This window comes from Anaerolineae bacterium, assembly GCA_013178015.1.
Lineage (GTDB): Bacteria > Chloroflexota > Anaerolineae > DRVO01 > DRVO01 > Ch71.
Genome location: JABLXR010000032.1, coordinates 14,172 through 30,390 on the forward strand (window position 1 = coordinate 14,172; position 16,219 = coordinate 30,390).

The following is a 16,219-nucleotide window of genomic DNA, read 5'->3' on the forward strand; positions in this document are numbered from 1 at the left end:
CCTCAAGGTAGACGAGGATGTGCGGCGTCCAGAAGTACCTCCACAGCCTTGCTACCCCCGAGTGCTCCTGGCTAATCTGCCGGGCCTGGTAGCCTAGCTGCCTCAGCGCTGCCGCGAGAGTCGTCTTGCCTGAGCCGCAGACCCCCACGATCGCTATGCGAAGGGCTCCCCACGGTCTTGCGCTGCCGGCGTGACACTCGGCTGTCAGACCAGGTGCCTCAGCTTCCGCCGAGCGCTCACCGGACGGGGAGGATGACGTGCATCCGCCGGACATCTCGTGCCTCACCTTCGGCGCGAGTGGCCATGACCGCGACGGTCATGTCGTCTCTCGGCCTCCCCTGGTCCAGCTCGAGCGCATGGTTCAGCACGGCATCGGCGACGGCTCTGGGATCGGGACGGAAAGCGAGCACGCAAGCTGGTATCCACTCGGGCACGGACTGAGGCCTGAGCGACCCTAGACCAGCTTCCCACACTCCGTCGGTGAAGGCGAGCAGCAACATGCCCTCGCTGAGCGGCAATTCCTCGATGTGCGGACGGATGGCCCGGCCGATGCCGACGGGGGAAGCAGGAGCGTCCACGATCTGCACCGCATCGCCGCAGAAGACGAGGACTGGGCAGTTGGTGTTTCTGGTGACTACAAGACTTCGCGTCTCCAGATCGGCGGACATCACGGCGAGATCAGCGGATACCTGGCCGCGACGAAAGACGTGCAGGTAGTCGGAAGCGGCTCGGGCGGCCGCCCCATCGCGGACTCCTTCCAGAATGAGGGAGGTGGCTTTGCGGATCACCAGGTTGCTGATCGCCTTGGCAGCCCGCCCCGAACGCTGGCCGTCTGCGACCACGATGGAGAGCCCGCCCCTTGGCCGCTCGACGATCTCCACTGAGTCGCCGCTCTCGGGGGTCGCGTACTTGGCCGTCTTGGCCACGGCTACCTCAACCACCATCACTGCGATCACTCCCCATTGCAGAGTCTCTCAGCCAATCCGCGGCCACCTGCAGAGCCTGAGACGGCGCGATCTTGCCAGTGGCAACCTGGTACCGCAGTCGTCGAAGGAGTGCACCGAGCCAGGGCCCAGGTGTTCGCGCCAGCGCGGCCGCGAGCTCCCGACCGTCCGGTAGGCGGGCGGCCTCGCTGAGCCGCAGACGCAACATCGCCTCCAAGACTGGGCGAGCGCCGTTGATGGCTGCCCCCCAGGCAGCAGCAGGGCCGTGCTCCTCAACCAGGCGGTAGACCTGGCCCAAATCTGCGGCATCGAGATCAGGTACGGCAAGCGCGCTCGCTTCCATTCCTGCCAGGGCTGCACCCTCGCGGGCGGACAAGCGCAGCCGTCGACCCAGGTGCGTGCCAGACGTGGTCAGGTCGGAGGCGCGGAGCACCGCCGCCAGAACGGCAACCGCCCGCGCCCGCTGCTGCGAAAGGCCGGGGATGCCGCCGAGGTGGCTGGTGGCTGCTGCAGCCAGCGCCTCCAGGTTCTCGAGCGAGTTGAGATAGGCCGCCAGGCGGGCGGAACAGGGGTCCAGCCGAGGCCGCACGGGCAGCCCTGCCCAGACCCCGAGCCTCAGAGCATCGGAAGCCATGCGTCGCCACCCAGCTGCCTGCAGTCCCCGCAACAACTCCGCCCTGATGCGTTCGGGCTTGGTTGTTCCCAAAGCTTGAGCCGCCCGGCACATTGATTGCAGGGTCTTCCGCTCGATCACGAACCCATGCTCAGAGGCGAGGCGAAGGCCGCGCAGAACCCTGATGGGGTCCGCGGCCATGGACTGAGACGAAACCTGACGGATCAGTCCGTGGCGCAGGTCGGCGCGGCCGCGGAACGGGTCGAGCACCGGCCTACGATTGGGCAGCATGGCGGCCATAGCATTGATGGTGAAGTCGCGTCGAGACAGGTCCTGAGCGATGTCTCCGCCGAACATGGGAGCGAGATCCAGGACGGGGAGCGACGGCCCGACGATGCGCCAGTGTTGGCGTTCGGGGTCCATGAGCACTGCTCGTGCCGTGAGTTGGTGGGAGATCCACTGAGCAACAGCCTGTGGCTGGGCGTTTGTCACATAGTCACGGTCTGCAACTCCCCAAGAACCAGGCCACACCGCACTGCCAACCAAGTAGGAACACCCACAAACACCCAGAACCCTCTCCACCTCACTCAGCCGGTCCGCTGCTCCCCTCGACACAGCCGTCAGGTGGTAGCCGCAGAACCCGCCGCTCTGTTTGGAGCGGCGGGTCATCCGTTCGTGCCCCTGAGGGTCAAGTGGCGCAGAGCGGTGTCAGCGGGCGGCGCGCTCGGCGTCGCTGGGCGAGGATTCGTCATCGCTGCCGGCGATCTCCTTCTCCACGTCCCAGGCGGCGTAGGCGATGGCCCAGGACACCAGGCCCCAAGAGCCTCCGCCGATCAAGATACCCATCACCAGCGACCTAAAGGTGATGTCACCCGGGTGGCGCAACTGACCGGCCACAGTCAGGACGATGGCCAGAGCAGCGAAAGCCAGCCCTACCTTGGTCGGGCCCGAGAGCCGTCCCCACAACTCACGCAACTGCATCAGCACATCACCTTGGCATAGCCAGAATCTCTCGGATCTTGAGGCGGCGGAAGTCACGGGCGTAAGCCGGCTTGAGCAGCAGAGCCGTGTCAGCGCCCGAGTCAGAGCCGGCAATGGCTATCACGTCGGACTCCATGTCGAGGAGGCCGGCCTCGGCGGCCATGACAGCCACCTCCACTGCGACCTTGACGCCCTGGGAGAAGCGATAGAGAGTCTCCCGGACGATGCGGTTGGGGGGCCATGCCTCCCCCGCCATGGCCTCGCTAACATCATCACCTAGGGTATGCAGCCCTGTCAAGACTGTGACGCCAACTTGCTCGAGGCCGCGGCGCTCCTGATCGGACATCGCCCAACCCTCGCGCGAGAAGGCGGCGGATATGGTCACGGCCACGATTCGGGTATCTGGCGGGAAGGCCATTCGTGCCTGATGCGCGGTAGAGCCATGAGTACTGGCCACCACGACCTGCCTGATGCCCAGCTCAGCCGCTCGAGAGACCGCGGCCGCCAGCGTCTCCTGCGTGTTCTGCGGGCCAGGAGCGTCGAAGTATCGTACCTGCACGATGGGCATGAGCGCCTCCTACTCTGAGTCGAAGGGATCCGCTAGATCAAGCACCCGAAGCCTTCGCTCGGTGGTGCCATTGAAGCTGTGTTCATCGAGGTCATAGGCGAGATCTACCCTGTCGCCCAGCAGCGCCAACGTGTGACCGAGCCGGAACCCCACTGCCCGCATCTGATGCCCGTCTTGCTGCAGCACCATTTGCAGGTGGTTGCCGTCCCGTCCCATGAGCGATTTCTGTAACACCCTCACCCCGCGGCTGACCAGCACGGGTCGTGGGTTGCCACAGCCAGTCGGTTCCAAGGCCTCCAGTTGCTGCCACAGGGCCGACCCGGTCCCCACTAGGGGCAATTCCACATCGAACGCCAGCGTGCCGCGCACGTCGCAGCCGGCACCGACGGCAGCCGCTCTGTCCCTCAGGTGACGTTCTACCCGAGGAAGCATGGCGACAGCACAAGTGAACCCTGCCGCCTGTGAGTGGCCACCGTGCTTGTCGAGCCAGGGAGAGCAACCCTCCAGTGCCTCGCTGGCGCCGAACCACTCCGGGCACCGCACCGATCCGTGAGCCACGCGGCCGTCCAGGCACACGGCCACGGCTGGCACCCCATATTCGTCGCAGAGTCGACCAGCCACCAACCCCACGATGCCCGGGTGATAGTGCTCCGCTGCGGTGAAGATGAGCGGCGCCGCATCCAGCTCCCAGCTAGCTTCCTGCTTCTTGGCCACCTCCAGGCATCGCTTCACCTGGCGCTGACGTTCCCGGTTGGTCCGGTCGAGGAACCGGGCCAGTTCGGCAGCGCGGCCTGGGCTCGCAGTCAGGAGAAGCTCCAGGGCCGGCAGGCTCGATCCCAGCCTTCCAGCGGCGTTGATCCTGGGGGCGATGGTAAAGGCCACCGACCAGGCTGACAGCTCTGCCAGAGGCACTCCCGCTACCCGGGCCAGTTCTACAATGCCCACGCACGGCTCACGCCGCATCCTCTCCAGACCCGCCCGAACCAGCCTCCGATTCTCCCCTAACAGGGGAGCGACATCGGCTATGGTACCCAGAGCCACGAGCTCAATCACCTGGTCTTCGAAAGGCCACAACGTGCCTTGCTCACCTGTTTCCCTGCCATCACCGAACCTTTGCTCGACTTCCCCCAGGGCTCGCATAACCTGATAGGCCACACCCACCCCAGACAGCTCCTCCGAAATGCGTGAGCCGGGCAGCCGGGGACACACCAGGGCGTCGGCCGAAGGAAGCTCGGGGCCGGGAAGGTGGTGATCGGTGACGATCACAGACATGCCCAGACGGCGGGCAAGGCTTACCTCCTCCACCGAGCGAATGCCACAGTCCACCGTGACCAGCACGTCAGCTCGGGAGGCCAACTCGGCGACTGTGGTGGCATCTAGTCCGTATCCGGTGTCCATCCGGTTGGGAATGTAGTGGACGACCTGCGCTCCCAGTGACTGAAGGCCCTTCACCATGAGCGCCGTGGCGCTCAACCCGTCGGCGTCGTAGTCCCCGTGGACCACGATCCGGCGCTTTCGGCCTATGGCCCAACGAAGCAGAGCCACTGCCTCATGAGCGCCCGGCAGATCGAAGGGGGATAGAGGACCGACTCCCAGAGGATCGAGGAAGGCCTTCACCTCAGCCGGACTCGTGAGGCCGCGGCTGCGCAGTATCCGTACCAGAAGGTCTTCCCCATCGGATCCGGTGGCGGCTGCACCCTCCCGGGCCCGGCTGATCCAGCGGTAGCGAGGTCTCAAGCTCATGCCCGCAGCACCCGATGAACCAGTGGAAGGGCTTCCGGTGCCTCCTCCCCTATGACGAAGGCGCCCTGAACCGGCGCTATCGCCGCCTCGAGCAGTGCCTTGGAGGAGGAATACAAGGTAGCCATTGGCTGCCCTCTATCCACTTGGCCCCCGAAGCTACAGCGCAGCAGGATGCCGGCTCCAAGGTCAACGGGATCCTCCTTGTGCCGCCGCCCTGCGCCGAGGCTCGCGGCAACCTGCCCGATAGCTCGGGCGCTGATAGCCCGGACGAAGCCGGACCGCCGGGCGAACACGTCAGCCGACTGAGGCGCTCGGGGGAGCGCGCCGGTTACCAGGGCCTCGACGTCGCCTCCCTGGGCTTCGACCATCTCGAGGAACTTGCCTTCTGCTGCCCCGGAGCGAAGGTGACTCTCAACCGCGGGAGCGGCCGATTGGGCGGAGGGATAGAGCCCCGCGGCACCCAGCATCTCGGACGCCACCAGCACGCAGTGCCTGACGAAGTCCTCTGGGCCGCGTCCGCGTAGGGTATCCAGGGCCTCAATCACCTCCAGCGAGTTGCCCACCGCCTGGCCCAGAGGCTGGTCCATGGGCGTCAGGACGGCGCTGATGCGGCGGCCGGCGCCACGTCCGATGTCCAGCATCAGGCGCGCCAAAGCCTCCGCCTGGGGCAGGCTGGCCATGAAGGCCCCCTCGCCCACCTTGACGTCCAGAACCACCGCGGGGCACCCCAGGGCCAGCTTCTTGCTCATGACGCTGGAGGCTATAAGGGGGATCGAGTCCACCGTGGCGGTGACGTCCCTCAGGGCGTATAGCTTTCCGTCGGCCGGCACCAGGTCCTGGGTCTGCGCAGCGATGGCAGCGCCAACACGGGAAACGATGCGCTCGAACTCGGCCGAAGCGAGAGCAGTGCGGAAGCCCGGGATGGACTCGAGCTTGTCGAGGGTGCCGCCGGTGAATCCGAGGCCCCGCCCCGACATCTTGGGCACCGTGGCACCCAGGCTGGCACAAAGGGGTACTACGACTAGAGAGGTCTTGTCGCCCACTCCCCCAGTGCTGTGCTTGTCAACCGAGTGAGGGCCAAAGTGACCCAGCGGATAGGCGCGTCCTGAAGCCACCAGGGCTCCCGTCAGTTCCTCTGTCTCCGCCCGATTGAGGCCGCGGATGTAGGCCGCCATGAGCCACGCGGCCAGCTGGTAGTCGGCGACTTCGCCGGTCACGGCCATCGAGATGAGCCGGCTGAGGTCGCCGGGAGCATGTTCGCACCCGTCCCTCTTGGCGGCGATGAGATCCACTACATTCACGCGCTTGCCCCTTCCCCGAGTCTATCATACGTTCTTATTGCCCGGAAGCTTAGGCCGGAAGTCAATGGCTGTCTCCCCCTGGTAGGCAATAGGTCCGAGACGCCTGTCCGGCACTCTGCGTAGCATGGACTACACAGAATGCTCCCGACGCTCATGCAGTGGCATGCATCCACCGCGTGGCCGCCCAGGGGCAACGCGGTGATGGTAGCCTACCGCGAACCTGTCATCGCCTACGAGCATCCTCAGACAGGCTCTCGAGGTCACAAGGGGAGGACGCGGAACCGCGTGGTGGAGGAACCGGCAGACCGCGCTTGATGCCTGCTCCACCATTGATTACAATAGATAATATCATGAGTAAGGATACCATAACAGTGATAGGCGCCGGGCTCGCCGGCAGTGAGGCCTCGTGGCAGATCGCGTCTAGAGGCGTGGCAGTCCACCTGTACGAGATGCGCCCGGGCCAGATGACTCCAGCCCACACGGGAGCCGATTTTGCCGAGTTGGTCTGCTCCAATTCGCTCGGCTCCAACCTCCGTGACCGGGCTTCTGGCCTGCTTAAGGAGGAAATGCGCCGATTGGGCTCACTCATCCTGGAAGTCGCGGATGGCTGTGCTGTGCCCGCTGGGGGCGCGCTCGCCGTGGATCGCGAAAGCTTCTCTCGGCAGGTGACTGAGCGAGTATCGTCCCACCCCCTGATCACCGTGATGCGGGAAGAGGTCAAGCATCTGCCCAGCGAGGGGGTGACGGTGGTGGCCGCCGGTCCTTTGGCCTCGGACGATCTGGTACGGGACATCCTTCGGGTAACCGGCGCATCGCGGATTGCCTTCTTCGACGCCATGGCCCCCATCGTGACGGCGGAGTCGCTGGACTTCAGTATCGCCTTCCGGGCCGGGCGATACGAGCAGGAGGACGACTACATCAACTGCCCGCTCTCGGAGGAGGAGTACGACCGGTTCGTCAGCGAACTGGCCGCGGCAGAGACGGCCCCTTTGCGCTCCTTCGAAGCCGGTGACGAGCGCTTCTTCGAGGCCTGTCTGCCGGTGGAGGTCATGGCTCGGCGGGGCAGGCTGGTCCTGGCTCATGGCCCTCTCCGCCCTGTGGGCCTCACCGATCCCCGCACAGGCAGGCGTCCCTTTGCCGTAGTGCAGCTGCGGCAGGACAACGCCGCTGCCACGCTCTACAACATGGTCGGCTTCCAGACTAACTTACGCTACCGAGAGCAGGATCGGGTATTCCGCCTGATCCCCGGGCTTGAGCGGGCGGAGTTTGTGCGGTATGGTCAGATGCACCGGAACACGTTTGTGGACTCGCCCCGTCTGCTGGAGGCCACCTTCCAGCTGAGGGGCAGGCCGGGGCTGTTCTTTGCCGGCCAGTTGACCGGCACCGAGGGCTACGTAGCCAGTGCCGCTTCCGGGCTGGTAGCGGGGCTGAACGCGGCGCGCGTGCTTCTCGGGACTAGACCCGTCAGCTTCCCGCCGGAGACGATGATAGGAGCCCTAAGCCGCTACATCAGCCATGAAGCGGTACAGGACTTCCAGCCCATGAAGCCGAACTTCGGGCTGATGCCGCCACTGGAGGGGCGCCTGAAGCGGCAGCAGCGCTATGCTGCCTACGCCGACCGGTCCCTGAGTGCACTGGAGCAGTTCATAGCCACGGAGGACCTGTTGCCAAAGGGGGCGACTGTCTGATACACCACCGGGAGAGAATCACGATCATGCGACCAGCCAAGAGGATCACCGACCTGCCGCCGTACCCCTTTGCCAGTCTTGGCCGAGTTATCTCCGAGATGACCGCCCGCGGTGTGGATGTCATAAGGCTAGACATCGGTAGCCCGGACCTTCCTCCCGCGGAGCCCATCATCCGGGCTCTCCAGGAGTATGCTGCCAAGGACACCCAGCACGGATACGGTGGCTACTTCGGGACCAAGAGGTTCCGTCAGGCAGTGGCCAGCTACTACGCCAATCGCTTCGGCGTTCAGGTGGACTCGGAGACACAGGTGTTGCCCCTGATCGGGAGCAAGGAAGGGATCGCTAACATTGCCACCGCCTGGCTCGATCCGGGAGATCTGGCACTGGTGCCCGATCCCGGTTACCCGACGTATAGCATGGGGCCGGTGATGGTCGGAGCAGGCTATCATCCGATGCCCCTCCGGGAGGAGAATGGTTTCCTTCCCGACCTTCAGTCCATACCGGGAGACGTACTGAACCGAGCTCGGCTCATGTGGCTCAACTACCCTAACAACCCGACCGGGGTGGCTGCCCCGGAGGAGTACTTGCGGGAGGCGGTAGACTTCTGCCGAGAGCACGACTTGCTCCTATGCTTCGACGCCCCCTACGCCGAGAACACGTACGGCGGCTATCGCGCTCCCAGCATCCTCGAGGTCCCTGGGGCGATAGATGTGGCTCTGGAGTTCAACTCCTTGTCCAAGAGCCACAACCTTGCGGGCTGGCGAGTGGCCATGGCGGTCGGGAATCGAGAAGCGGTAAAGGCATTGGCGCTGGTGAAGAGCAACGTGGACTCAGGGATCGCCCTGCCGGTGCAGGAGATGGCGATTGAGGCTTTGACGGGCGATCAGACCTGGCTGGAGCAGCGGAATGCGGTGTACGCTGAGCGCATGGAGGTTGCCGTCGCAGGGCTCCATCGCATGGGCCTGAACGTGCGCCGCCCACAGGGGGCGATCTACGTCTGGACCCCGGTGCCCAAAGGTTGGCGGTCGGCGGATTTCTGTCAGCAGCTGCTGGAGGCGACGGGAGTGAGCATCGCGCCCGGATCTACCTTCGGCGACTGCGGTGAAGGGTATGCCCGCATCTCCCTGGTGCAGCCCGCGGGTCGCATTGCCGAGGCTATGCAGCGGTGGGAGGACTGGTGGTCGGGGCGGAGCTGAGTCCCGGTCAGCGATGTAGTATGGGAGGAGAACCAGCATAGACAAGGAACAGCTTCAAAGCACTGAGCAGCAAGTGGAGCGAGCCGTCCTGGTGGGCGTTGATATGCGAAGCAAGGCCGGCGCCTGGCCGGTGGACGACTCCCTGGATGAGTTGGCGTTATTGGCGCGCACGGCAGGGGTGCAGGTAGTAGGGGAGTTTACCCAAGCTCTCGATCAGCCCAATGCCACCTATTTCGTGGGCCCCGGCAAAGTGGAGGAGGTCAGGGCTTTCAAGAGCGCGGTACCATACGACGTGGTCATCTTCGACGATGACCTATCCCCCAGTCAGCAACGTAACCTGGAGCGCGAGCTTCGCACCCGGGTGATAGACCGGCGCTCACTTATACTGGACATCTTCGCCCAGCACGCGCGCACGCGTGAAGGAGCCCTCCAGGTCGAATTGGCCCAGTACGAGTACATGCTACCTCGGCTCACCCGAGCCTGGACGCATCTCTCGCGTCAGACCCGCGGCGGGGTCGGCCTGCGAGGGCCGGGAGAGACTCAGCTCGAGGTAGACCGCCGACGGATGAGAGAGCGGCTGACCCAACTGAGGCGGGAGCTCGAGGATGTGCGCCGGCACAGGGCCCTGTATCGTGGCCGGCGTCGCAAGAGCGGCATCCCCATCGTGGCCATCGTGGGCTACACCAACGCCGGCAAGTCCACCCTCCTTAATCGCATCTCGGGCAGCAACGTGCTGGCGGCAGATCAGCTGTTTGCCACTCTGGATCCGACGACCCGTCGGGTCCGTCTGCCTGGAGGAGGGGAAGCGCTGCTCACGGATACCGTCGGTTTCGTGCAGAAGCTACCCCCAGACCTCGTAGCAGCCTTCCGGGCCACCCTGGAAGAGATCACCGACGCGGATGTGATCCTGCATGTAGTGGACATAACACACCCCCACGTGGAGAGGCAGGTCGAGGTGGTCGACGCTACCTTGCGGGAGTTGGGGGTGGAGGATACCCCAGTGGTAGTGGGGCTCAACAAGGTCGATCTCTTGCCGGAGGAGGAGGCGCGGCGCGCTCGAGCCGAGAGCAGCGACAGCATCGTGGCCATCTCGGCGCTCACAGGGGAAGGGATCGACAAGCTCCTGGCCACCATCGCTCAGGTGATAGCCCGGCGGGGCGTAGAGGTCAGAGCCGTGATCCCCTACGAGCGTTCGAACGTGCTCTCGGCCGTGCATCGCTGCGGCAACGTTCACCGACAGGAGCACCTGGCAGAAGGCACGCTGATCGTGGCTTCGGTGCCCCTCAGTCTACTGGGCCAGCTGGAGCCCTACTTGCGAGATGGCCAGCGAGCCACCTCGGTGGAGGCCGGTAGCTGCTCTGACACCGTCAGGCAGCGAGACCGGGCCAGCCCCTGAGTGCGCTGAATCGGATGGCACGCAGAGCCACCCCTGGGCAGTTGCCCGGACCGGCGCTCGCTCGCTATGGGCGCCGGCCCGGGAGTACGGCAGCGAACTCAGCCAGCGAAGCGCTCTGAGACGCCCCGGTTCACTGACCCAAGCGATGATGGTAAGAGGGCGAAAAGGCTCTCGTACAGGTCGGAGTACCGCCGGTGCGCCTCAGGATCAGGCTCCGACGTGCGCGACGGGAACCGGGTAGCCTCGATGGACTCATCGAGGTCGGCGTAGACGCCTGCGCCCACTCCGGCCAGCATAGCTGCCCCGAGGAGTGTGATCTCCTCGTGTTTGGGCACATCCACCGGCAGCCCGGTCACATCTGCCTTCATCTGGAGCCAGAGCGGGTTTCGCGTGGCTCCTCCCAGAACCAGCATGGAACTTGGCCGAATGCCTAGCTCGCTGGATATCACCTGCGTCTGCTTGCGAAGCTGGTAGCAGCAGGCCTCTAGGACAGCCCGGGCTACCTGACCTCGGCGGGTGGTGGTGGTGAGGCCGATAATGGCGCCGGTGGCGTCGTGGGCCTGAAACGCGCCCATGCCTCGCACGAAGGCGGGCAGGACCATGACCCCGCCGGAACCTGCTGATTCGGCCGCCGCCTCTTGCATCAGCGCCTCGTAGCGGCGATCCGGCGCCACGTCGCTATAGAACGCATTCAGGACCCACTCGACCACACCGCCGGCCAGCATCAGCCCTTGACAAAGGTACCGATCCGGCACCGTGTGGCACTCGTAGTCAATCCCCTCGGAGTAGAGAGCCTGCAGCGGCTGGAAGCTGTCTAGTGCGGCGATCACCATCTCCCAGGTGCCGGTGATGTCTATGTATGTCTCCGGCGAGGTGACGCCCGATCCCAGGGCCCCGATCTCGCAGTCGTGCCCGCCTGTAGCGACCGGGGTGCCGGCGGGGATGCCAGACCTATCGGAAGCCAGAGAGTGCACTGTGCCCAGGACGGAGCCGGGGCGGCTGATCTCCGGGAAGATACCTAGCGGCGCCTCCACCACTGATAGAAGGCGCTCCGACCAGCTTAGGGTGTTCAGATCGAACCCCATGGTGGTCGAGGCAATGGTTGCCTCAGTGCTGAAGGCTCCGGTCAGGCGATAGACGATGTAGTCCTGGACCATGAGCCAGCGGTGGGCGCGGTCCAGGACCATCGGTTCGTGCTCCCGGAGCCAGCGCAAGCGGTTAATGGTGTTGATCGGGTAGTTGTGATAGCCAGTGATCCGGTAGATCTCCAGTGGATCCACCTGATGGTTGAGCCAGTCCCGCTGAGCCACCGTCCGGGCGCAGTGCCACGAGATCATGGGGTACAGCAGCTCCCCGTCGCGCGTCAGTGGGACGCCGTCGGCGCCGAACCCGGTTACGGACACCCCGGCGACTTCTCCTTCGGCCTGGGCCAGCGCCTCAGCGCACGCCGAGCACACGCTCTCCCAGATGCGCTCCACGTCCCAGATCATCCAGCCGGGCTGTCCCCCGGGCTGGTGAACGGGGCCGTTGCGGCGACCGGCGGAAGCCAGCAGGCTGCCGGTGCTATCGAACACGCCAGCCTTGATGCCGGTGGCGCCTACGTCAATGCCTAGGAGGAGCTGCTTAGGCGTTCCCATATGGGCGGTATCCTCTTCTGGCCGGCCTCTCCGAGGACGACCGGTGTGATGCCAGCGATGTCGCAGTATCGGGTGAGTGCTTCGACGTGATCTCCGTAGACGCCCTGGACGTGGTTGGCAGGGAAGACAGCCAGGAACTCTTCGAACGACGCATCCAACCGGGCCCACACATGGGGCCAGGTTGGATCGGTCTCAGACTTGAGCCTCGCGCTCTCCTCCGGGTGGAGCTCCACTGCCTCACCTGCCACTATGACCATGTAGGGCTCGTCGTCCCAGAGGCCCAGACGGGCGTACGTCATAGTCCCTGCGGCGGCATCGAATTCGACCGAAGCGCCGCCGGCCTTGAAGTAGAACTCGAGGGCGGGATGCAACGTCACCTTGGAGAAGTTCTCTGCCGGGTCCGAGCTGCGGCGGGCGTACCAGCTGGCGTGGTTGCCAGAGTTGCACCAGTCCCAAAGGTTCAGGTCCGGGTGATACAGCCGCACGTCCATGAACAGAGTGGGCAGCCCACCACTGATGTACTTGAGGATCTCCATAGTGATGGCGGCGAAGCTATCGGCCTCGGTGGCACAGACGGTAGGCTCCTTGGGACCCCGCCAGTCATAGGGGTCATTCATCAACATCTCGGGAACGTCCCCCAGGCAGACGTACTCAGTCAGTTCTCGTTGTCCCTTGAGCCCGCAGAAGTCGAAGCCCTTCTCGTGGTTCACGTCCTCCAGGGCCAGGTACAGCCGGAGCTGCGTCTCCAGGGTCTCCTGGGTAAGCATCTTGCCGTCGTACCGCAGGCGATCGCCTAGCAGGCGCTCGAACCACTCGCGGCCCCGTCTGACTTCGGCCTGATCCACCGCTTTCATGCGCTCTACCAAGAGCAACTGGTCTACCTGCCGGGCAGTGCAGCCGAACTTCTGCAGGCTGGGCACCAGGTGGAAGTAGCCCGTCTCCATCCCCATGCTATGGCCGCCATATAGGCCATAGACCTCCCCTTGTATGGCGGTGCGCGCCTGAGCCGCCCGCAGCCAACTGATCACGCTGGCCCGAGTAGCGGGGTCGTCCAGCTCTCCTACGATGCGGTGCGTGCGCAACCCTGCCTGCCTCAGCGCCCCGTCGGTCGCCAGCAAACCGACATTGCCGGGGAAGCGCCCATTGTTGTTAGAAAGGCTGAGGACGGGCGTGTCGGGCCCGAGCGTCTGGAGCAGAGGCCAGGTCAGGAAGGGGAAGTTCCACACGTTGTAGCACATCACCAGGGACCGACAACCCGCGCGCCTGAGCTGCTCGCCCGCCTCCTGGGCACTGCGCACTGACGACACCGTGTGGTCAAGCACCACCACCTCGGGGCGAGAGCCATCGCTGTTCACCAGAGCGCCTCGGATCACCTCAGCCCAGCGCCTCAGCACCGACACGTTGAGCGACTCGTTCTGCTCAATCACGTGCGGGCGCTCGTCGTTCATCATAACCAGTCCGATGGGAGTGGAACGCATAGCTATGTCCTCCTAGACCGGTTCGGCACGGTCTTGTTGAGAGATGGCCTGTGGGTGGAAGGCATCCTAGAGGGACGACGCCGCTCTGTCAACGCGACCCTGGGCGCCCGCGTCCCCCATGCGAACCGGATGCCGCAATGCCTCTGGAGAGCCTTCCCGGCAGGTCGGTCGATCTCCGGAGAAGCAGGGGTTGCGGTATGCCCCGGCCACGGATAGAATCCCGGGGCGAAGACCGACCGGACGGTGGAGAAGGCGCTCGATGATGAGAGCGCGCTCGTTCCCAGAGGAGGGAGCATGGAGGCCGCACTCAGGTCTGGCCGCAAGCTCGAGAGCCGGGATCGGCTCGAACACAACCCTTCGACCGTCGAGGGGCAGGCGCGGGTCCCGCTCGACAACGGCCGTGAGGATTCCAGGACCGAGAGAGCGACGACCTTGGGCGCTGTGGCCAGAAGCCTGAGTGAGGTGTGCCGTAGGTTTCGCCCCCCAGACGTCGGCTGAGCCGCGCCGGGCGGGGCTGCTGCGGGGAAGAGGGCCCGCAGGATCGAGTCCCCGATCGTGCTCTCCGTGACCCGGAACCAGCCTTGCTGGCCTCTGTGCTCTGTGATACCATCCCGCGTCTTTCGCCCATCTTGACAAAGGCTTAGTGCCGAGGAGCAGATATGCGCGTCCCCATATTGCGGGCAACTGGAAGATGAACAAGACCCCATCTGAAGCCCGGGAGCTGGTCCAGGCCATGAAGGACCGATTGGCAGCCATCCGCGGGGTGGAGAAGGTGCTGTGCCCCCCGTTCGTGGACCTGGTGGTGGTGAGCGCTTTGGTGGAGGGCACTGATATCGGCCTAGGGGCACAGAACCTGTACCCGGCCGAGGCAGGCGCGTACACGGGAGAGATCTCTCCGTTGATGGTGCGAGAGCTATGCCGGTATGTGATTCTGGGGCATTCTGAACGCCGTGGGTACTTCGGAGAGACCGATGGCTTCGTGAATCAGAAGGTTCATTCCGCCCTCAAGCACGGATTGGTGCCGATCATCTGCGTGGGCGAGGACCTGGAGCAGAACGAACGAGGCGAGACGGAACGGGTGGTCTCGAGCCAGGTGCGTGGGGTGCTATCGGGCCTTACCGGACAGCAGGTTAGGGACGTAGTGATCGCCTACGAGCCTATCTGGGCCATCGGTACGGGCCGCGCCGCCACCGCGGAGGGCGCGAACCGGGTCATCGCCGATGTGGTACGGGCGACGGTAGCGGAGCTGTACGGCAGTGAGGTGGCGCAGGCCATGCGGGTGCAGTACGGCGGCAGCATGAATGCTGCCAATTCCCGGGAGCTCCTGCAGCAGCCCGACATTGACGGGGGGCTCATCGGGGGGGCCAGCCTGAAGGCAGACGAGTTCGTCGAGATTGTCCGCATAGCGGCCGAGGAACGGGCCGTACGCTAGTTGCTCAACTCGGCTTGGAGTCGTAAGCAGGCGGCGGGGTGCTCCTCAAAGGCACCCCGCCGCCTGTGACTGCAGGCCGAGTTCACCCAGAAGCTCTAGTCTCTGCGAGTTACCCTTAGCTCCAGGGTGAGTTCTTGGAAGTAGGAGTGAGGGGGAGCGTCCGGCTCATCGCCATATCTGACGTCGATGACCTCGGTCCTTAGCTCCAGGCCCGCCGTCTCCAGGCGCAGTGACTGGCCTCTGGATGCCCTCACGATTTCGCCCCTGCCAGCGAGGGTATCCCGGATGTCAGGGTCATCGAGAGCAAAGTCGCTCACCAGGAGCTTGGTGGTGGTACGGATGTCTCCCTTGTCGAAGAGCCAGATCTCCATGGCGCAGGCCCGCTCGGGGCTGGAATCGCCCACAGTCTCTGCCACTCCGACGCCGCACTCGCCCAGGAACTCGCCATCATCCGCTTCCAGGTTGAATGAGGTGTCGAACATCTCATCGCAGCCGTGCCGGTACGTGGCCATGTAGGTGCCGATCACGTTCGCGTCGTGGGCTGTTTCCCGCTCGCGCCCGAGCTGAGGAAGGGTCTCGGCTCGATCGGGAGCAGGCTCTTCGTGGTCCTCGATTTCGATCTCCTGCGCGAGGAGGGTGAGGGCTTCGTCCAGGCTTATCTCGTCCTCCTCCTGGTCCGGCCCCTCCGGCCGGGCGACAGCCGCCTCCGCCCCGGGTTGTGTGGGCGGGCCGACCTCGCGTCTCGCCGGCGCCGAGTCGGTAGTTACCCGCGGGCTGGGCCCGAAGCGCGGGCGCGGCACGCGAGCGGCACGCGCTCTGAGGGCTGACAGGGCGGAGGTCACAGTACCCACACCGGCCCGTCGAAAGACGGCATAGCCTGCCGCAAGCAGCCCACCGCCTGCCAGCACCACGCCGGCCACCAGCAGCAAGGAAGAAGCATCACTCCCGGCCCCGGTGGCGCGCGCCTGCGGACCTTCGGCAGGGGCGGGCTCGGTCGTCTTCTGCCCGCCAGCGGCGGCGACTAGCTCCAGATCCGCCGCGAGCTGCTCCAGCCGCATGGCCTGTACCATGCTCCCCGAGTCGGCCGCGGCCTGGCGGAGGCGCTCCAACATGCGGCCTGCCTCTTCTTGGTCCCACGAGCTGAGGCGCGCCTTCGCCAGGGCCAGATCGCCGCTGAGGGCATAGGAATCGGCGGCCATGGCGACGTAGGCCTCCCGATAAGCTGGTGCCAAGTCGGACGGG

13 protein-coding genes are annotated in these 16,219 nt (G+C 65.1%); 4 read left to right on the forward strand and 9 right to left on the reverse strand.

Annotated elements, in window-relative coordinates; translation table 11 throughout:
* Window positions 1-236: 236 nt before the first annotated feature.
* From HPY83_13265 to HPY83_13290, 6 genes are all read right to left on the reverse strand, one after another.
* Window positions 237-947, reverse strand: a complete 711-nt coding sequence (locus HPY83_13265) for a SpoIIE family protein phosphatase (protein ID NPV08917.1) — start codon at window positions 945-947, stop codon at window positions 237-239.
* Window positions 934-1,980: a CCA tRNA nucleotidyltransferase gene (locus HPY83_13270; protein NPV08918.1), complete on the reverse strand. Its 1,047-nt coding sequence runs from the start codon at window positions 1,978-1,980 to the stop codon at window positions 934-936. The genes HPY83_13265 and HPY83_13270 overlap by 14 nt, the downstream gene beginning before the upstream one ends.
* Window positions 1,981-2,265: 285 nt before the next feature.
* Entirely contained in the window at window positions 2,266-2,538 is a 273-nt protein-coding gene (locus tag HPY83_13275; GenBank protein NPV08919.1) for a hypothetical protein, read from the reverse strand.
* Between the two features lie 7 nt (window positions 2,539-2,545).
* A complete protein-coding gene (locus HPY83_13280; protein NPV08920.1) occupies window positions 2,546-3,106 on the reverse strand; it encodes a hypothetical protein in 561 nt (186 codons plus the stop codon).
* Between the two features lie 9 nt (window positions 3,107-3,115).
* The gene (gene recJ / locus HPY83_13285) at window positions 3,116-4,849 is read right to left on the reverse strand and encodes a single-stranded-DNA-specific exonuclease RecJ (GenBank protein NPV08921.1); all 1,734 of its coding nucleotides are present in this window, start codon (window positions 4,847-4,849) and stop codon (window positions 3,116-3,118) included.
* Window positions 4,846-6,150, reverse strand: coding sequence for a thymidine phosphorylase (locus HPY83_13290; protein NPV08922.1), 1,305 nt, complete (start codon window positions 6,148-6,150; stop codon window positions 4,846-4,848). The genes recJ and HPY83_13290 overlap by 4 nt, the downstream gene beginning before the upstream one ends.
* A gap of 350 nt (window positions 6,151-6,500) precedes the next feature.
* On the opposite strand from HPY83_13290, the gene trmFO reads away from it, so the two are divergent.
* From trmFO to hflX, 3 genes are all read left to right on the forward strand, one after another.
* A complete protein-coding gene (trmFO, locus tag HPY83_13295; protein NPV08923.1) occupies window positions 6,501-7,838 on the forward strand; it encodes a methylenetetrahydrofolate--tRNA-(uracil(54)-C(5))-methyltransferase (FADH(2)-oxidizing) TrmFO in 1,338 nt (445 codons plus the stop codon).
* A 26-nt stretch (window positions 7,839-7,864) separates the two neighbouring features.
* Complete coding sequence (locus tag HPY83_13300; protein ID NPV08924.1) at window positions 7,865-9,034, forward strand: aminotransferase class I/II-fold pyridoxal phosphate-dependent enzyme; 1,170 nt, start codon at window positions 7,865-7,867, stop codon at window positions 9,032-9,034.
* A gap of 103 nt (window positions 9,035-9,137) precedes the next feature.
* A complete protein-coding gene (hflX, locus tag HPY83_13305; GenBank protein ID NPV08925.1) occupies window positions 9,138-10,430 on the forward strand; it encodes a GTPase HflX in 1,293 nt (430 codons plus the stop codon).
* Window positions 10,431-10,528: 98 nt separating this feature from the next.
* Here the strand turns inward: hflX and HPY83_13310 are convergent, their stop codons facing one another.
* Entirely contained in the window at window positions 10,529-12,067 is a 1,539-nt protein-coding gene (locus tag HPY83_13310) for a hypothetical protein (protein ID NPV08926.1), read from the reverse strand.
* Entirely contained in the window at window positions 12,040-13,545 is a 1,506-nt protein-coding gene (locus HPY83_13315) for a fucose isomerase (protein ID NPV08927.1), read from the reverse strand. Before HPY83_13315 ends, HPY83_13310 begins: the two co-directional genes overlap by 28 nt.
* A gap of 691 nt (window positions 13,546-14,236) precedes the next feature.
* Here HPY83_13315 and HPY83_13320 point away from each other — a divergent pair.
* Complete coding sequence (locus HPY83_13320) at window positions 14,237-14,977, forward strand: triose-phosphate isomerase (GenBank protein ID NPV08928.1); 741 nt, start codon at window positions 14,237-14,239, stop codon at window positions 14,975-14,977.
* Window positions 14,978-15,072: 95 nt separating this feature from the next.
* Here the strand turns inward: HPY83_13320 and HPY83_13325 are convergent, their stop codons facing one another.
* Window positions 15,073-16,176: a hypothetical protein gene (locus tag HPY83_13325; protein NPV08929.1), complete on the reverse strand. Its 1,104-nt coding sequence runs from the start codon at window positions 16,174-16,176 to the stop codon at window positions 15,073-15,075.
* Window positions 16,177-16,219: the final 43 nt, after the last annotated feature.

Excerpts from the sequence above, each read along its gene's own strand:
- HPY83_13315 (NPV08927.1), bottom strand. The coding sequence starts at position 13,545 with ATGCGTTCCACTCCCATCGGACTGGTTATGATGAACGACGAGCGCCCG.
- HPY83_13320 (NPV08928.1), top strand. The coding sequence starts at position 14,237 with ATGAACAAGACCCCATCTGAAGCCCGGGAGCTGGTCCAGGCCATGAAG.
- trmFO (NPV08923.1), top strand. The coding sequence starts at position 6,501 with ATGAGTAAGGATACCATAACAGTGATAGGCGCCGGGCTCGCCGGCAGT.
- HPY83_13280 (NPV08920.1), bottom strand. The coding sequence starts at position 3,106 with ATGCCCATCGTGCAGGTACGATACTTCGACGCTCCTGGCCCGCAGAAC.
- HPY83_13270 (NPV08918.1), bottom strand. The coding sequence starts at position 1,980 with ATGGACCCCGAACGCCAACACTGGCGCATCGTCGGGCCGTCGCTCCCC.
- HPY83_13325 (NPV08929.1), bottom strand. The coding sequence starts at position 16,176 with ATGGCCGCCGATTCCTATGCCCTCAGCGGCGATCTGGCCCTGGCGAAG.
- HPY83_13300 (NPV08924.1), top strand. The coding sequence starts at position 7,865 with ATGCGACCAGCCAAGAGGATCACCGACCTGCCGCCGTACCCCTTTGCC.
- hflX (NPV08925.1), top strand. The coding sequence starts at position 9,138 with ATGCGAAGCAAGGCCGGCGCCTGGCCGGTGGACGACTCCCTGGATGAG.
- HPY83_13310 (NPV08926.1), bottom strand. The coding sequence starts at position 12,067 with ATGGGAACGCCTAAGCAGCTCCTCCTAGGCATTGACGTAGGCGCCACC.
- recJ (NPV08921.1), bottom strand. The coding sequence starts at position 4,849 with ATGAGCTTGAGACCTCGCTACCGCTGGATCAGCCGGGCCCGGGAGGGT.
- HPY83_13275 (NPV08919.1), bottom strand. The coding sequence starts at position 2,538 with ATGCAGTTGCGTGAGTTGTGGGGACGGCTCTCGGGCCCGACCAAGGTA.